14 protein-coding genes are annotated in these 16252 nt (G+C 46.2%); 6 read left to right on the top strand and 8 right to left on the bottom strand.

The features are described 5' to 3' along the window. Positions 1-20 precede the first annotated feature (20 nt). The 5 genes from NFI80_RS22595 (at position 21) to rbp (ending at position 6172) form a co-directional block, all read left to right on the top strand. Entirely contained in the window at positions 21-3455 is a 3435-nt protein-coding gene (locus NFI80_RS22595; protein WP_235163913.1) for a 3-keto-alpha-glucoside-1,2-lyase-like domain-containing protein, read from the top strand. Between the two features lie 82 nt (positions 3456-3537). Then, positions 3538-4053: an Xre family toxin-antitoxin system antitoxin gene (locus tag NFI80_RS22590; RefSeq protein WP_233797351.1), complete on the top strand. Its 516-nt coding sequence runs from the start codon at positions 3538-3540 to the stop codon at positions 4051-4053. A 6-nt stretch (positions 4054-4059) separates the two neighbouring features. Then, positions 4060-4515, top strand: a complete 456-nt coding sequence (locus tag NFI80_RS22585; RefSeq protein WP_235163912.1) for an RES family NAD+ phosphorylase — start codon at positions 4060-4062, stop codon at positions 4513-4515. A gap of 144 nt (positions 4516-4659) precedes the next feature. Then, positions 4660-5490 carry an SMP-30/gluconolactonase/LRE family protein gene (locus tag NFI80_RS22580; RefSeq protein ID WP_235163911.1) on the top strand — a complete coding sequence of 277 codons (831 nt, stop codon included), beginning with the start codon at positions 4660-4662 and terminating at the stop codon, positions 5488-5490. Between the two features lie 43 nt (positions 5491-5533). Further along, positions 5534-6172, top strand: coding sequence for an RNA-binding regulator (gene rbp, locus NFI80_RS22575; RefSeq protein ID WP_233797354.1), 639 nt, complete (start codon positions 5534-5536; stop codon positions 6170-6172). 81 nt (positions 6173-6253) lie between these two features. Here the strand turns inward: rbp and NFI80_RS22570 are convergent, their stop codons facing one another. The 7 genes from NFI80_RS22570 to NFI80_RS22540 all read right to left on the bottom strand — a co-directional run bounded on the left by NFI80_RS22570 (position 6254) and on the right by NFI80_RS22540 (position 14786). After that, complete coding sequence (locus tag NFI80_RS22570) at positions 6254-7444, bottom strand: MFS transporter (RefSeq protein WP_235160401.1); 1191 nt, start codon at positions 7442-7444, stop codon at positions 6254-6256. A 45-nt stretch (positions 7445-7489) separates the two neighbouring features. Further along, positions 7490-10150 (bottom strand): DNA mismatch repair protein MutS, encoded by a 2661-nt coding sequence (gene mutS, locus NFI80_RS22565; protein ID WP_235163910.1) that lies wholly within the window; start codon positions 10148-10150, stop codon positions 7490-7492. Positions 10151-10247: 97 nt separating this feature from the next. Continuing rightward, positions 10248-10844 carry a pseudouridine synthase gene (locus NFI80_RS22560; RefSeq protein ID WP_255703484.1) on the bottom strand — a complete coding sequence of 199 codons (597 nt, stop codon included), beginning with the start codon at positions 10842-10844 and terminating at the stop codon, positions 10248-10250. A gap of 31 nt (positions 10845-10875) precedes the next feature. Continuing rightward, the gene (locus NFI80_RS22555; protein ID WP_235163908.1) at positions 10876-11460 is read right to left on the bottom strand and encodes a Uma2 family endonuclease; all 585 of its coding nucleotides are present in this window, start codon (positions 11458-11460) and stop codon (positions 10876-10878) included. Positions 11461-11503: 43 nt separating this feature from the next. Beyond that, positions 11504-12292, bottom strand: coding sequence for an exodeoxyribonuclease III (locus NFI80_RS22550; RefSeq protein WP_235163907.1), 789 nt, complete (start codon positions 12290-12292; stop codon positions 11504-11506). A 5-nt stretch (positions 12293-12297) separates the two neighbouring features. Further along, a complete protein-coding gene (locus NFI80_RS22545) occupies positions 12298-14142 on the bottom strand; it encodes a glycosyltransferase family protein (protein WP_235163906.1) in 1845 nt (614 codons plus the stop codon). 17 nt (positions 14143-14159) lie between these two features. Continuing rightward, positions 14160-14786, bottom strand: coding sequence for a hypothetical protein (locus tag NFI80_RS22540; RefSeq protein ID WP_235163905.1), 627 nt, complete (start codon positions 14784-14786; stop codon positions 14160-14162). A gap of 144 nt (positions 14787-14930) precedes the next feature. Between NFI80_RS22540 and NFI80_RS22535 the strand changes: the two genes are divergently transcribed. Beyond that, positions 14931-15443, top strand: coding sequence for a DUF4494 domain-containing protein (locus NFI80_RS22535; protein ID WP_026628522.1), 513 nt, complete (start codon positions 14931-14933; stop codon positions 15441-15443). Between the two features lie 42 nt (positions 15444-15485). On the opposite strand, the gene NFI80_RS22530 is transcribed toward NFI80_RS22535, so the two are convergent. Continuing rightward, positions 15486-16226, bottom strand: a complete 741-nt coding sequence (locus NFI80_RS22530; protein WP_235163904.1) for a hypothetical protein — start codon at positions 16224-16226, stop codon at positions 15486-15488. Between the last annotated feature and the right edge of the window lie 26 nt (positions 16227-16252).

Genomic DNA, 16252 nt, shown 5'->3' with positions numbered 1-16252 from the left:
ATTTCTATCCTTGACCATTCATGAAAAAACAAATATATACTATCCTGGCCCTCTGCATGTTACTTTCGCAGGCATGGGCACAAACAGACGATGCGATGGCCAGCAAAGCCAAAGCATTGTTATCCAAATTTCCTTCCCAGAACGAAGCCGCGTTAAAAAAGAACATGGAAGAACTCGGCCAGCTCGGCAAGCCGGGACTCGTGCAGATCGCATCCATGCTCACGCCGCTCGGAAAGGGGGATAATACCAAAATTCAATACGCGATCGGCGGTTTTACTTACTATGCTTCACAAGCTGGCAAAGAAGATTTCCGAAAAACCGCCGCCGAGGCTTATGGCGAAGCATTATCGAAAGTAACCGACCCGGACAGCAAGAATTTCCTGATCTATCAATTGCAGACGGTTGGGAAAGATGAGTCTGTGGAGGTTTTGAAACCCTATCTAAAAGACGAAAGGCTTTCCGGTCCGGCTTCGCGGACATTGGCGAGAATCGGTTCGCCGGTGGCTGGTGCTGCGTTGTTGCAAGGCTTGGAGGGCGCTCCTGAAAGCACAAAAATTGCGATTATTGAAGCATTGGGCGGTGCGCGTTATAAGGAAGCGGCGCCTATGATCGAGAAATCGGCTGTGAATGAGGATCTGCTTTTACGTAAGGTGAGCCTTTTTGCGCTTTCGGAGATCGGTGCGCCTTCTTCTGAGGCAATTTTAATGGCTGCTGCGCAAAAGGTGAATTTCGGTTATGATGAGTCGGATGCAACGGCGGTTTATTTAAAGTACCTGGCACGTCTGGCCGAAAATGGGAACGCGCCTGCCGCGGAAAAAGCTGCTCTGGCATTGCTCAAAAACACCCCGGACGTAAAGCAAACACCGACGCGGTCTTCCGCTTTGAAAATTTATTCAGACATTAAAAAACGCGAATCTGTGCCTGTTTTGGTAAATGCATTGCAAAGCGCAGATCCGGAATATCGCATTGCTGCATTGAAATTGGGACAAAAATACCTGATGGCTGACGGCACAACGCCCTGGCTCAATGCCATGAAAAAAGCCAAACCCGAAGTGCAGGCCGAAATCATCACCATGCTGGGCCACGCCAATTCACTGGATGCATTGCCAACCATTCAAAAAGCATTGGCCGCGAAGGATAGCAAAGTAAAAATGGCTGCGATCTGGGCTGCTGGCAAAATTGGTCAGGAGAAAAGCCTTCCTGCATTGATTAATGTGCTGAAAACGGCGAGTGCGGAGGAAGTTGCGGTTGTGAAAAGCAGTTTGCTTACCATCAAAGGGGAAGGCGTTGTCAATCAATTGGCGACAGCATTGCCAACATTGCCGGCCGCTTCGCAGGCTGTCGCCATTGACGTGATTGCCGCCCGGGAGGCGAATGCCAAGTTCAGCAATGTTTTCGCCTTATTGAAAAGCCCGAATGCAGATGTTTCAAAATCGGCTTACACGGCATTGAAATCGCTGACAACGGCGAATGATCTGCCGCAAATGTACATTTTGCTGAACACCGTAACGGACGCCGGGCAAATGGCGGCTATTCAAAAAGCGGTGGCTGCGGGCGTGAAAAGCGCTGGTGATGCGAAAGCGAAGACCGATATTATTTTAAAACAAATGCAGGCCTCACCTGCTGATAAGCAATCCAATTACCTCGCTGTTTTGGCGAGCATAGGCGGCAAAACGGCGCTTAATTCGGTGGTTTCGGCTTATAATAGTGGTGATGCAAAGTCCAAAAAGGCTGCAATCGCTGCGTTATCATCCTGGTCGGATGCGAGCGCTGCGGGTGATCTTTTGAGCATTGCAAAAAAGGCAACGGATAGCGAAGAGCTTACCCTGGCATTGACTGGTTATGTTGCTGCGACTGCGAAATCGACGAAAACGCCGGTTAATAAGGTGATTATGCTGCGCGAAGCCATGACTTTGGCTAAAACTGATTCTCAGAAAATTGCGATCCTGAAAGAGTTGCCCCGATTGAGAACATTCAATGCATTGCTTTTTGCAGGGAAATATCTCGACAATCCCGCAACAGAGCAGGCGGCTGCGCAAGCTGTTATGGCCATTGCATTGGCTAATAAGGGTTTTTACGGTCCTGAAATCCGTGATTTGCTGACTAAAACTGCTTCCCTACTAAAAGGAAAAGATGCGGAATATGCACGAGAGTCGATCAAAAGACATTTGTCGGAGCTGCCTAAGGATGAAGGTTTTGTGGCTCTGTTCAATGGAAAAGATCTTACTGGCTGGAAAGGCTTGGTTGAAAACCCGATTGCGCGTGGAAAAATGAGCGCGGACAGTTTGGCTTACAAACAAAAAAAGGCTGACGAAGCCGCCAATAAGGATTGGTTTGCCAAAGACGGCGAACTCGTTTTCTCGGGACACGGCGATAACCTGGCTACGGTGAAGCAATATGGTGATTTCGAAATGTATGTGGACTGGAAAATCCAGAAAGATGGCGACGCGGGCATTTACCTGCGTGGAACGCCGCAAGTGCAGATCTGGGACACGTCGCGTGTGAGCGTAGGCGCGCAGGTGGGCTCCGGTGGATTGTACAACAACCAGAAGAACCCAAGCAAACCTTCGAAATTGGCCGATAACGCCATTGGCGATTGGAACACATTCCATATTACCATGATCGGCGACCGCGTTTCGGTGGATCTGAACGGGGAGAATGTTGTGGATAATGTGATCCTGGAAAATTACTGGGACCGCAACCTGCCGATTTTTGCCAAAGAGCAAATTGAGTTGCAGGCACATGGAAATCAGATCAATTATCGGGATGTGTATGTGCGTGAAATTGAGCGACCTGAACCATTCAAGCTAAGCGATGCAGAGCAGAAGGAAGGTTTCAAAGTGCTGTTTGACGGAACGGATATGTTCAATTGGGTTGGCAACCGCACCGACTATTTTATTGAAAACGGCGCATTGGTCGTAGATCCTAAGAAGGGCGGCAAAGGGAATTTGTATACCAAAGACGAATACAGCGATTTCGACTTCCGTTTCGAATTCCAATTGACGCCCGGCGCCAATAACGGTTTGGGGATCAGGACACCGATGGAAGGCGACGCGGCTTACGTAGGAACCGAAATTCAGATCCTGGACAATGATGCCGACATTTATAAAGACCTGCACGAATATCAATATCACGGCTCTGCGTATGGCATTATCCCTGCAAAAAGAGGATTTTTGAAACCCATGGGCGAATGGAATTACGAGGAAGTCCGCGTGCAGGGTTCCAAAATAAAAGTAACATTGAATGGCACCGTAATCCTGGATGGCGATCTCGCCGAAGCCAGCAAAAACGGAACCGTCGACCACAAGGAGCACCCCGGATTGAAGCGCACCAGCGGACATTTGGGGTTCCTGGGCCACGGCTCGGAACTGAAATTCAGAAACATCAGGATCGCAGATTTAACCAAAACACCCGCCGAACCGCCCGTTGCTTCAAAAAAGAAGCGGAAGAAATAAGCGAACAAAAAAACTCCTGTCAGCTGGCAGGAGTTTTTTTGTTTGGTATAAATTTATACTGAAATTAGTGTAAATTTGTTTTATGAAGCAGCGCGGAAAGAAGCCTTACTCAACATTGAATGAAACGGAACCTAAGACTTTGAACGAGCCTATGGGCGCGGTCGGTTATGGCTCCGCACCGGCAAGTATGATATTTAATACCCCGGCACGAAAACCTGAAAGTAAAATGACGGCAATCGAGAAAATGTATTTTGTGAAGCAAGGGATCAGCAAAGCGGACCTGGAAGGCTTTAAAGATCGGATTGGCATGGACTATGACCAGCTGGCCGCGACACTTTCCGTGGCGCGAGCAACGCTGATTAATAAGAAGGGTTCTGAGAAATTTAATCCTACGGTGAGTGAGAAGATCGTCGGGCTGGCGGATATATATTCTTATGGCTACGAGGTCTTCGAGGATGTGGACCGTTTTAACCGATGGATCTTTAGTCCTAACCGGGCATTGGGCGGAGAGGCTCCTTATGATCTTTTGGATAACCAATATGGCCGTGAAGAAGTCAAAAACATTATCGGGCGCATCGATTATGGCGTTTATTCTTAATCCGCTATGCTCGTTTACAGAGTAGGACGCACAAAATACGCACACGATTTGGAAGGAGAAGGCGCCCGGCTTTACGGCGGACGCTGGAATCACAAACTGACACCATGCATTTACACTTCGGCCAGCCGCGCGCTGGCATTGCTGGAATACACCGCCAACATTAACATTGATGATATCCCAAGGGCGCTGAGCATCACCACATTTGAACTCCAACCGCTTGACATTCACGAAATTCAGATCCCTGATCTTCCCGGCAACTGGCGTGACGCTCCGGCACCGGCTTCTACGAAAGATTTTGGAACAACATTATTAAGAAAAGCATCGCACGCATTCCTGCAAATTCCCTCTGCGATCCTGCCGGACGAATTTAATTATCTTCTCAATCCTTTGTTCAACCACCCGGATGCTTTTCGGATTCTGGAAATCAAAGACTTTGTTTATGATTTGCGGATTAAATTATAAAAAAATTTAAAAATGGCCTTGACGAACCGATTTGGGCATTTTTATTTAGCTTTGAGTAACGGTCGTAAAAATCTGTCGATACGTAAAGTATATCACTATTAAATGCTCTTTCCTTAACAGAAAACATTTACACCTAATTTGACAATGAAAACCAGTCACATCTTCCTTGCTGCATCCCTGTTACTTTCGTCGGCTGCTGCAAATGCACAGCATTCCCTGACACAGCTTTGGGCTTCGGAAGCCACATTGCCTGTTCCTGAGTCTGTATTTTACAGTGCTAAAAACAAAATTTTATATGTAGCGCTCATTGACGGAAAGCCTGGTGAGAAAGATGGTAAAGGCGGGATTGCGAAAGTAGGATTGGATGGAAAAATCGTTGCAAAAGATTGGATAACAGGACTGCACGCGCCAAAAGGCATGGGCGTTATGGGCGACAAGCTTTACGTTGCCGACGTGACTGATTTGGTTGAAATTGATCTAAAATCAGGAAAAATCTTAAAGAAACATGCCGTTGAAGGTTCCGTATTCTTGAATGACGTTACCATCGATGCAGAAGGAAATATCTACGTTTCGGATTCCAGCACGAAAAAAGTGCATTTGATCAAAGACGGAAAGGTTTCGACCTTTCTTGAAGGCTTGAATGGCCCTAACGGCGTTTTGGCAGTTGGTTCGGACCTGCTGGTTGCTGATGCGGGAACATTGAAAAAAGTTAGCTCGACCAAAGAAATAAGCGTCTTGGCAGAAGGAATGGATAAAAGCACCGACGGAATCGAGCAGGTTGTGCCGGGTGAATACATTGTTTCGTGCTGGGCAGGTGTGGTTTACTACGTTAAATCTGACGGAACAAAGCAGGAATTGCTGAACACGAGCGCGGATAAAACGAATTCGGCTGACATTGGCTACGATTCGGTAAAGAAAATCGTTTATGTGCCGACTTTTGGCAAAAACAGTGTTGTAGCTTATCAGCTAAAATAAATATATTTATAACCTAAAAATTAAATTAAAACAAGTCGTTTCCATGGACATTTTTGTTGGGAGTCTTTCTTTTAAATTGAAGGAAAGCGAATTGCGTGAAGCTTTCGAAAAATTTGGAACAGTGAGCTCCGCGAAAATTATCATTGACAAGATTACACGTCAGAGCAAGGGTTTCGGCTTTGTCGAAATGCCGGATGAAGAAGAGGCAAGGTTGGCGATCAACAATTTGAACGGAGCCGATATGTACGGAAGGCCGTTGGTTGTAAATGAATCGCAGAAGAAAGAAGCAAGAGGAGACGCAGGCGCGCCAAGGAGAGAAGGCGGTTTCAACAGAACGCCACGTCCTGACGGCGGCAGTTCCGACAGACCAAGCAGCGTACCTGGAAGCGGAAGCAGCACAGGCGGCGGATACAGCGGAGGCGGTGGTTTCAGCGGTGGAGGCGGTTACAGTGGCGGTGGAGGCTATTCCGGAGGCGACAGAAGCTCAGGCGGCGGAAGCAACGACCGATACAGAAGCAGCGACCGTGGACACAGTGGCGGCGGATATGGTGATAAAGGTGGATTCGGAGGCAAATCAAGATCTGACGACCGGTTTGGAAAAGGCGGAGGAGATTATAAAAAAGGCGGAGGCGGATCCAAAAACTACACCCGCAACATTGGCGATGACGATGATGATGATTGATAATAAAGATCATTGATCTATAAATAGAAAAACCCTGTAAGAAATCGTCTTACAGGGTTTTTTATTGGCAACAAAAGCATGTTATGCTGTCGCCTTTACCTTATTATCTTTAAAGAAAAGCACAAATAGAACCAAAACAACGGCTGCAATGCCAGCTGGCACCATCCAGATGCTTGTCCAGTCTTTCACACCATTCACCGTGTACATATCGGCAACGATGCCCGCAAGCCACGAACCGATGCCCATTCCAATCCCGTAAGTCGCGATGGAGATAAGTCCCTGCGCAGATGAACGATATTTTTCGCCTGCTTTGCTGTCTGTGTAGATTTGTCCGGTAACGAAGAAGAAGTCATAGCAAACGCCGTGCAAAATGATGGCCATATAAAGCAGCCATTCGCTGGAAGCATCGCCGTAACCAAAGCCGATAAAGCGGATAATCCAGGCAATCAACCCAACAACCAGCATCCATTTAACGCCTAAGCGGCTGAATGCAAGGGGAATTAAAAGCATGAAAACCACTTCGGAAGCCTGTCCAAGTGACATTTTGTTCTCCACATTGGTCATTCCTGAGTCTGTCAGCGACGGATTGGCCATGGCGTAATAGAAGGACAACGGAATGCAGATCAGCAGCGAAGAGATGAAAAAGATGGCGAATGAGCGGTCTTTGAAAAGCGTAAAGGCATCCAATCCCAAAATGTCCGAGAATGAAGTTTTGGTGCTTGGTTTCGGCGGGGTGTCTGGCAAAAAGAATGAATAAACGCCCAAAAACGCCGAAGCAACCATTGAAATCTTAAAGATCATTACATCATCTCCAAAGCCATAATAACCGATAATGTTGGAAACGACAATCCAGGAAACCGTTCCCATTACGCGTATGGCAGGGAAATCTTTTTCTGAATTGGTGACCTGCTGCATTGCGATCGAAGTCGTCAGCGACATCATCGGTGCAAATGAGATACAGTAAGCCAGGATGATCCAGAAGAAGTTGTCCGGATCGTCAACGCCTGTGAGGACGAAAAGCAATGCGGCACCTGCAAGGCTCAACACGCCCAGCACTTTTTGAGCGGCAAAATAACGGTCGGCGATCATTCCGACAAAGAACGGAGCGATGATCTGCGCGATGGAAAAGGCCGCATAGGCATTCCCGACTTGCGCGCCGGTTGCGCCCAGTGCCGTGAATAAATATTTACTCATTTGACCGTACCACGATCCCCAGATAAAATAGAGGAGGAACATCATGGCCATCAACTGAAAACGCGTTGTGTTTTTCATAAAAGGGATAGGAGTTTGATTGAGTAATTTTTAAAGTGTTATGGGTTACTTTTTAACGATTTTCTGGAATTCATTCAGTTTCAAAAGCGCCTCGATGGGCGATAATGTGTTCACATCCACCAGCGATAGTTTTTCTTTTAACTCTTCCATTCGCGGATCGGCTGGTTCAAAAATGCTTAACTGGAAGTTGTTTTTAGGAATTTCCTTCACCCGCTTTTTGTGCTCATGTGTGACGTGATCTTTCTCCAAATGATGCATGATCTCACTTGCGCGCAACACGATCAGCTGCGGCATGCCCGCGATCTGAGCCACGTGGATCCCAAAACTATGCGCGCTTCCGCCCGGTTTCAATTTGCGAAGGAAAATCACTTTGTTATCCACTTCCTTCACCGCCACGTTGAAGTTCTTAATGCGTGGAAAATCTTCGGTAAGCTGATTTAACTCGTGGTAATGTGTTGCAAATAATGTTTTTGGCTTGCAATCAGCCTGATTATGGAGATATTCTGCTATTGCCCAGGCAATGGAAACGCCGTCATAAGTGCTTGTTCCTCGTCCGATCTCGTCCATTAGCACCAAACTCCGGTCGCTCAGGTTATTGAGAATGCTGGCTGTTTCGGTCATTTCAACCATGAATGTACTTTCACCGCGGCTCAGGTTGTCGCTCGCTCCTACCCGGGTGAAGATTTTATCTACTATTCCAATGTTTGCGGATTTGGCGGGCACATAGCAACCCATTTGTGCCATGAGCACGATTAATGCGGTTTGCCTCAGCAAGGCAGATTTCCCGGCCATGTTAGGACCAGTAATGATGATGATTTGTTGTGAAACATCATCCAAAAACAGGTCATTCGGCACATAACTTTCTCCCACGGGAAGTTGCTGCTCGATAACGGGATGCCGTCCATCCTTGATATCCAGCTCGTTGCCTTCGCTCATGACGGGTTTTGTGTATTTATTTTTTCGCGCAACCGTAGCGAATGAACTTAGCGCATCAAGCGTGGATATCACCAATGCATTCTGCTGCACCGTGCCCACATATTCAGCTGCCATAGACATTAATTCGCTGAAAATCCGGTATTCGATCGCTGAAATTTTATCCTCGGCATTCAGGATTTTCTCCTCGTATTCTTTGAGCTCGGGCGTAATGTATCGCTCGGCATTTACCAGCGTTTGTTTTCTGATCCAATCGGCCGGGACTTTATTTTGATGTGCGTGCGTGACTTCCAGATAATACCCAAAAACCTTGTTATAAGCGATTTTGAGTGACCCGATGCCCGTGCGCTCTATTTCCCTGTTTTGCAGTTTGATTAAAAAATCCTTCCCCTCGTACGAAATGGCATGCAACTCGTCGAGCTCAGGATCAACGCCACTTTTCACAATGCGGCCATTGTTTGTCAGCAGAGGGGCGTCTTCACGGATTTCATTTTCAATTTTATCAACCAAAAAACTGCAAGGATTAAGCTGATCCGCATATTTCTTCAATATCTCAACGGCCTGCGTAGAAAGTTCCTTCTTCCCTGCCTTCTTGGATTTTTCTTCTTCCTGGTTAATAATGCCGGAAATCAGCTCCTTAACCGGACCGATTTGTTTTAACGACTTTTTCAGCTGCACTAATTCACGGGGATTGATTCGCTTCACGGCAACTTTGGAAATAAGTCTTTCCAAATCCCCTATTTGCTTCAAATGCCCTATAATCGCATCATGAAGGTCTTCATTTTCAAGAAAATGCTCGACCGTATTCAACCGGTCTTCGATAGCCAGCTTGTCTTTTAATGGCAAAACAATCCATTTCCGAAGCAAACGCGCACCCATAGGCGTCACGGTCTGATCCAGAATTTGTATCAATGGCACGCCACCTTCCTGTTGCGGGTAAACGAGTTCGAGATTACGAACAGTAAAGCGATCGAGCCAGACGTATTTCTCCTCCTCCAAACGCGTAATACGGCCAATGTGGCCCACTTCCTTATGCTCCGTTTCGCGCAGATAATGCAGGATCACGCCCGCTGCAATGATCCCCATCGGCAGCGCTTCAATTCCGAAACCTTTTAATGTCGTTGTCTGAAAATGCCCGATCAGCTGCTCATAGCCATATTCGTAGCCAAAGCACCAGTCGTCCAGTTGGAAAGAGTGGTATTTCCCTCCGAAAAGCTGATTAAATTCCTGTTTGTGTCTTTTGCAAAATAGCACTTCGGCGGGGCTGAAACCCTGTAACATTTTATCAATGTAAGCCGCATTGCCCTGGGCCGTCATAAATTCCCCCGTAGAAATGTCCAGGAAAGCAAGTCCGTAAATGTTGTCGGGTCCAATGTGGACAGCTGCCAGATAGTTGTTTTTACGGGTGTCGAGCACATTATCATTCAGCGAAACGCCGGGTGTAACCAGCTCGGTAACGCCTCTTTTTACAATGCCTTTGGCTGCGGCAGGATCTTCAAGCTGATCGCAAATCGCCACGCGCTCGCCCGCACGGACCAGCTTGGGAAGATAATTATCAAGGGAATGGTGTGGAAATCCCGCCAGTTCTTCGTGCGCACCGCCATTGTTCCGGCGGGTAAGCACGATGCCCAGAATTTTAGAGGCACGAATGGCGTCTTCTCCGAAGGTTTCGTAAAAATCCCCCACGCGAAACAGCAGCAGCGCGCCCGGGTACTTGGCCTTGATCTCGTTGTATTGTTTATTAAGCGGAGTTTCTTTTTGTGCCTTTGCCAACTATCAGCCTTATTTTAAGAAAAGGATATGTACAAAATTAAGCCTTCTCTCCGGTTTGGCAACATTGGGCCAAGGTTTTGTGAAAGCAGCAGTTATCTCAATCGTATACGCGGCGCACGTCTTTGGCCGTAACTTCCCACACGTCCCCTGGTTTAGGAAATTCACCCGTTTTATCAGCGAGAGAAATTTTTCCAATTGACCAGCGCACGAGCCGCAATGTTGGAAAACCGGCCGCGGCGGTCATGCGTCTTACTTGCCTGTTTTTGCCCTCGCCTATGGAAATGGAAACCCAGGAAACAGGAATGTTCTGGCGGAAACGGATGGGTGGATTGCGTTCAGGTAATGTTGGTTCGTCAATCGGCGAGATTTTCGCAGGGAGCGTTAAGTGCTTTTTTCCGTTAATCGAGATTTGCACGCCGTCGCGGAGCCTTGCGCATGCCTCCTCAGTAATAGTGCCTTCAACCTGCGCATAATACGTTTTGGAATGTTTGTTTTTTGGATCCAAAACCTTTGTTTTCAGAAAATTATCATTGGTAAGCAGCAGCAATCCTTCACTATCCGCATCCAACCGCCCAACAGGGTAAATGTCTTTGGGAAACTCAAAATCAAGATCCGCAAGCGTAGGATGATCGCCTTCACGAGAAAATTGTGAAAGCATTCCGAATGGCTTGTAAATGAAGAAGTAACGAAACAAATTGAAAGGAAATTAGGATGATTCAGCGCTGTTATTTTAGAAGCGCGCCTGGATTTAGAGAAAAACCGGGCAAAATATCTTGTCCTGAAAGCGTCACATCTAATGTATCATGAATGATAATAGATTGATCAGCTTTGTAAATATGAATTTTGTTATCAAACCGATCGATCAGCCAGCCAAGCTTGGTGCCATTGGCGATAAACTCTTTCATTTTATCCTGTAAATAACGCAAGCCATCAGACTTAGATCGGATTTCAACTACGAAGTCAGGACAAACATGACCAAAAGTTTCCAGCTCGTCTTTGGAAAGTGCGTCCCATTTTTCGCTTGTCACGAATGAAACATCCGGCGATCGTACTGCGCCATTAGGTAATGTAAAACCAGTAGACGAATCGAAAACTTTGCCTAAATGATTTTCTCTATTCCAGATCCCCAGTTCGATTAAAACCTGGGAATTGAATTCACCTGTAAATATTCCGGTTGGAGACATAAGTATAATATTTCCTTGCGAGTCCCTTTCGAACTCTAGTGTGTCGTTCATTTGGCAAAACTGGAAGAATTCTTCTTCACTCATCAGGTCGCCCATCTTCATAGTTACCGGCATTGGCATGTCCATAACGCTTTTGGTTTGAATCTTGCTTTAATCAAAAATACGAAATTTATGAGTCGGTGCGCGAATATGGCGATTCAATTTCTAACCACACCGGACAATGGTCCGAGTGGACGGCGTCATTTATTTGCCGGCTGGAAATGATGCCATCTTTCAAACTATCGGCAACAGAAATGTAGTCGATGCGCCAGCCTTTGTTGTTGCCCCGGGCGCCTGCGCGGTAAGTCCACCAGGAATATTCGCGCAGCTCCGGATTTTTGAAACGGAATGCGTCGGTGTAGCCGTTACTGAACCATTTCGTCATCCATTCCCGCTCCTCGGGAAGGAAGCCGGACATTTTCTTATTCCTAACCGGATCGTGAATGTCGATTTCGTTATGCGCAATGTTGTAGTCTCCGCAAATGATGAGGTTAGGGCGTTCTTTTCTTAGTTCGGTAACCCAATCAAAGAAGTCACCCAAAAACTGAATTTTCACGCCTTGGCGAATTTCTCCGCTTGTTCCCGAAGGAAAGTAGCAGTTCAAAACAGTGATATCTCCAAAATCCGCACGCAAAATCCGGCCTTCTGCATCATAAGCTGGAATGGCGCAACCTGCGGAAACCATATCGGGCTGGATTTTGGAAAACATCGCAACTCCGCTATAACCTTTTTTCTCTGCCGCATGCCAGCCAATGAGTTCATAACCAAGCGATTCCAGGCCAGACAAATCCACCACATCGGGCGTGGCTTTCACTTCCTGGAAACACAAAACGTCAGCAGAAACCGTGCTTAGCCATTCAACCAGACCATTCCGCAATGCGGCACGAATCCCGTTGAGATTGTAAGTAAGTATTTTCATATCAGCTATTTATGAATTTTGGTTTCGCACAAAGAAATGCTTTTTCCAGTAAAGTAGGATTTCCATTTTCCAAGTGCAGCAGCATCTTTTTCCACCATCCAAACTTCAAATAAACCTGCCGGAAGCTTTGTCCGGTATAGCGAGTATTGATATTCAGATCCGTAGTAAGTTTGTTTTTTCAAAAATTGAGCAGGGGAATTCGGCACGGGAAGTGCGGGTAAGAGCAGGGTGCGGTTTTCGGAAGCCAGAGCAAAATAGACGGGATTTCCACTCCCATTATCGTTTGCCTGAATACGCAGGAATTTGACCGGAATGTTATTGCCATCATTCAAATAACTGACCTTAACCTCCACTTTTCCCCTGTAACGATCCGTTTTTTGTCCGGTTTCAGCAATCAACTGCTGGTGGGATGGAAAGTCCTTATATTGATCAAAATTGAGCAGATTATTGGCATTTAATGTATCGATCAGATTGCTCATTCTCGTGGGATGGTTCCAGAATGGAATGTCCCCGAAATTGTCACCCGTTGTCAGGAAGGTTTTGTGGTTTTTCCAGTAAAAACTGTCGATCACAAGATCCTCGTGGAACCGTCGGATACTGGCAACCGACATATAATAACTCACAAAATTCAACGATACAAAGCAAACCAAACCAAGTAATACGGCAATGTGCCTGAGGTTTTTGAAATTTTTGACCAAAATCAAAACACATATATACACCGTTACCAGCAACGCAACCCCGAAAATCATGTAACGCCGGGAAAATATATTGCCGCCATACATCACATACGTGTTGATAGGCCTGCTGATCACGAACATTGCACCTGTTCCCATGGCGAACATCATTGCACCCCACAAAAACCAATCGCTCCAGAGCGGTTTTTTATTTAGCAAAAGTCGCAACACCCAAATGCAAAAAACAAGCAACATGCCCGCTCCCAGTAACACGCACCAGACCATATCGGCGTAAAACGTGTTGATAACCGGATGTATAACGTCCATGTAAAGCGCGTTGCCCCAGAAGGCAAACACAAAAATGAGGTTAAAAATCGGATGTGGCCAAACGGAGCCGGTGTGTGATGGAATAACCTGGTAATCAAACAAAAAGTAAAAAAGCACAATGGCCACCGCGACGGCAAGCCAGATAAAAAGCAGCCTGAATCTTCTCTGTAATCCCAGGATCAGGGCGCCGATGATCCAGGTGAGGATGCCGCTTCCGCTTGTAAATGTGGTTAAAAGCGCAGCTGCGATCCCTAAATACCAGCCTTTCTGATCATTCCTTGCAATTCCATAAGCGGAAAGCAATGCGAAAAAGATTAAGGGCGTATTCTGGATTGCGGCGATTCCCCAAACGGCGTTTTCAAAATAAACCAGATTGAAAAGCACGTAAGGAACGGGAATGAAGTAATACCAGGAAACCTGCTCTTTTTTGAATGACAGGAAAAGCAAATAAAAAATGCCCAGCAACGCGAGGTTACCGAGCAGTATTTGAGTTTTGACATTGACCGTACCCGTGAAAAAGTACATGATCAGCATCACAATCCTTTCAAATGCAAAACGGTGCTGATTGACCTGCTCGAAAAGCACTTCGATCTTGCCTACAAAACCATTAGCAACATGAAAATTATGGATCGTTTCCAGCAGATTGAAGTCATCCGTATAAGGAATATTCAATGTGTAGGCTTCCAGAATAAGATAAAAATAGACAACCGGTGTAATGATCAGGCCTATTCCCGACCATTTTCGCAATGTAACCTGGCCTCTGTAAAAGCTTATTCCAAACAAAATAAGCAGAATAATGACCAGGCTGAAATATTGAAAGAGATAAGGGTTGTCTACAAGTATTCTCAAAACCGTGTGATTTAAATTTAGCGTGCGAGCATCTTACTCGTAACCTCTTTTTCGAATGTAATATATCCGGGATAATTAACTTGTTTTCCGGCTACGTCAAGCGTTGGGCGGATTTTAACCTGGAATTTCGCGGGTTTTGCGTCGCCTTTGCCAGTCAGCGCCATGATCATGTTCACGAACTCATCACGCGTTTTGTCATTGGAAAGCAACTGGTAAGCATTTGTATTAAGCCTTACGGGAACTCGTGTAGGGCTGGTTCCTGGCATTACTTCGATCAGCTGGCTCAGGTAGCCGTTGAAAATCTCGTTATTGGTAAGCAGCACTTTGTATTCCAACTGGTTGATCGCGGCGCGTTTCTTGGTTGGATTTGTAATGTCAATGTTCACCCGGAGATCCAGAGGCACATTTTTTCTTAAAAGTCCCATCGCAAGTCCCGGATATTTCGCCAGGTCAAAATCGCTGAAACTGCGGATATTCTTAAATTCCCGAATATCAATTCCCGACAGATAAACGCTATCGACCGAGGCAATGTCGTATTTACAATCGCCAAATGTTTTCGCATCGGCAACCTGGCGGCCTACTCCGCAACTGGAAAGCGCACCGGCTACAATCATGAGTACAAGGACCCAAATGTTCTTTTTCATTATCAAAATATTTTTCGCAAGTTAAACAGTAGGTATCAGAACGCATGCACCGCATAACGATTATTAGTTTGTGACTATATTTTTTGCACGCCTTCACCCAAGCGTTTACATTTGCCTACTTTTAAGAAAATAAAAACTACAAATATGGCGAGCTGGTATTTAGGGAAAATTCGGTATCAAAAAGAGGATGAGGCGGGAAGTCTTAAAACGATCAATGAAGTTTATCTGGTGGATGCCGTTTCGTACACGGAATCCGAAGCCAGGCTTTACAAGCAAATCGTTACCGGTGCCAGCGATTTCAGCGTAATGAGCATTTCACGGATGCGTCTAGCCGATTTGTTCGCTTTCGAGGAAGGTGAACAGTGGTTTAAGGCGAAAGTGATCTATTTTTCAGTTGATGAAAAAAGCGGCAAAGAGAAGAAAATCATCAATCAGATGCTGGTTAATGCCGATGGCATTCAGCAGGCGCTAGACAGGATCAACGAAAGCATGCGGAATTTCCTGATCCCCTACGAGACGACAGACATTGTGTTAACGCCGATTCTGGACGTTTTCCCGTACACAGCGGAAGAAGACGAGCAAGAAATCCCGGCCAATATGCGGCCATTATCAGAAGTAAAAGCGGAACGCGCGGAAGCAGAAGCCGTTGCAGAATAAAAACGTTCTCCGTCCCTTTAAAGGGACGGAAATGTTTTTTCTTTATTCTGTTTTGAATACTGGGTATCCCTTCGTTGACACTGTCTGCGGATCCCGTCCGAAGCTTTTCAGTTTCAAAATCGTGTCTTTGGAATTAATCTCGGCAACGAGCTGATTTGGCTCCAAAAGGTGCATATAATCAAACGAAATCGGCATTGCGACCGCGCTTTCTACGAATTCCAATCCATATAGTGGATATACATTAAAAGGCGTTTTGGCCAGCCAAACCGTATCCTTGTTCTCGGAAGTGGCAAAGCTTACATTGTATTCCAGGCTTTCGAAACCAAAATCATCCCTTTTGTTTCCCGTTGCTGCCCAGTAGGTCGAGAAATCTTCTCTAGCCTGTGCTTTGGTGTCCGGACCGGGTTTCAATGCGCCCACCGCCTCGTTAATCCTCATTTTTTTACCATTCTCATCCGCGCCGCAGAAAATGTATTTCCCATCCGGAAACCCGATTACAAAATCGAAGTCCTTACCGCCTTTTCCAAAGCTGTTTTCTTTCTTGAAACACATCCCGCCACTCACCGGGTCAAGGTAAATGGTGATGGTGCCTTTGGTTTGATCGGCTTTATTTTCGTAATCATACACCAGCGAATGGCTGAAATAATACTGGCCTTTGGCAGGCTGCCACTGCGCAGCGCGTTGTTTATCAGCTGGGATTTTCTTCGCAACCTGGGCGAAGACAGGCGCGCCATAATACAGCGCACAGCACATTATAAGTAGGGAAGCAAAAAATCTTTTCATCATCATAAGTTGTAAACGGCGTGCAA

Origin of the sequence: Dyadobacter chenhuakuii, from assembly GCF_023821985.2 — a bacterium.
GTDB lineage: Bacteria > Bacteroidota > Bacteroidia > Cytophagales > Spirosomataceae > Dyadobacter > Dyadobacter chenhuakuii.
Note: the sequence above shows the minus strand (reverse complement) of the source record. Positions and strands in the feature narration are given on the sequence as shown.

Bases quoted from the DNA above. Each gene is read 5' to 3' on its own strand.
- NFI80_RS22550 (WP_235163907.1), bottom strand. From the start codon at position 12,292: ATGAAAATACTTACTTACAATCTCAACGGGATTCGTGCCGCATTGCGG.
- NFI80_RS22555 (WP_235163908.1), bottom strand. From the start codon at position 11,460: ATGGACATGCCAATGCCGGTAACTATGAAGATGGGCGACCTGATGAGT.
- NFI80_RS22585 (WP_235163912.1), top strand. From the start codon at position 4,060: ATGCTCGTTTACAGAGTAGGACGCACAAAATACGCACACGATTTGGAA.
- NFI80_RS22530 (WP_235163904.1), bottom strand. From the start codon at position 16,226: ATGAAAAGATTTTTTGCTTCCCTACTTATAATGTGCTGTGCGCTGTAT.
- NFI80_RS22570 (WP_235160401.1), bottom strand. From the start codon at position 7,444: ATGAAAAACACAACGCGTTTTCAGTTGATGGCCATGATGTTCCTCCTC.
- NFI80_RS22540 (WP_235163905.1), bottom strand. From the start codon at position 14,786: ATGAAAAAGAACATTTGGGTCCTTGTACTCATGATTGTAGCCGGTGCG.
- NFI80_RS22535 (WP_026628522.1), top strand. From the start codon at position 14,931: ATGGCGAGCTGGTATTTAGGGAAAATTCGGTATCAAAAAGAGGATGAG.
- NFI80_RS22595 (WP_235163913.1), top strand. From the start codon at position 21: ATGAAAAAACAAATATATACTATCCTGGCCCTCTGCATGTTACTTTCG.
- NFI80_RS22580 (WP_235163911.1), top strand. From the start codon at position 4,660: ATGAAAACCAGTCACATCTTCCTTGCTGCATCCCTGTTACTTTCGTCG.
- rbp (WP_233797354.1), top strand. From the start codon at position 5,534: ATGGACATTTTTGTTGGGAGTCTTTCTTTTAAATTGAAGGAAAGCGAA.
- NFI80_RS22590 (WP_233797351.1), top strand. From the start codon at position 3,538: ATGAAGCAGCGCGGAAAGAAGCCTTACTCAACATTGAATGAAACGGAA.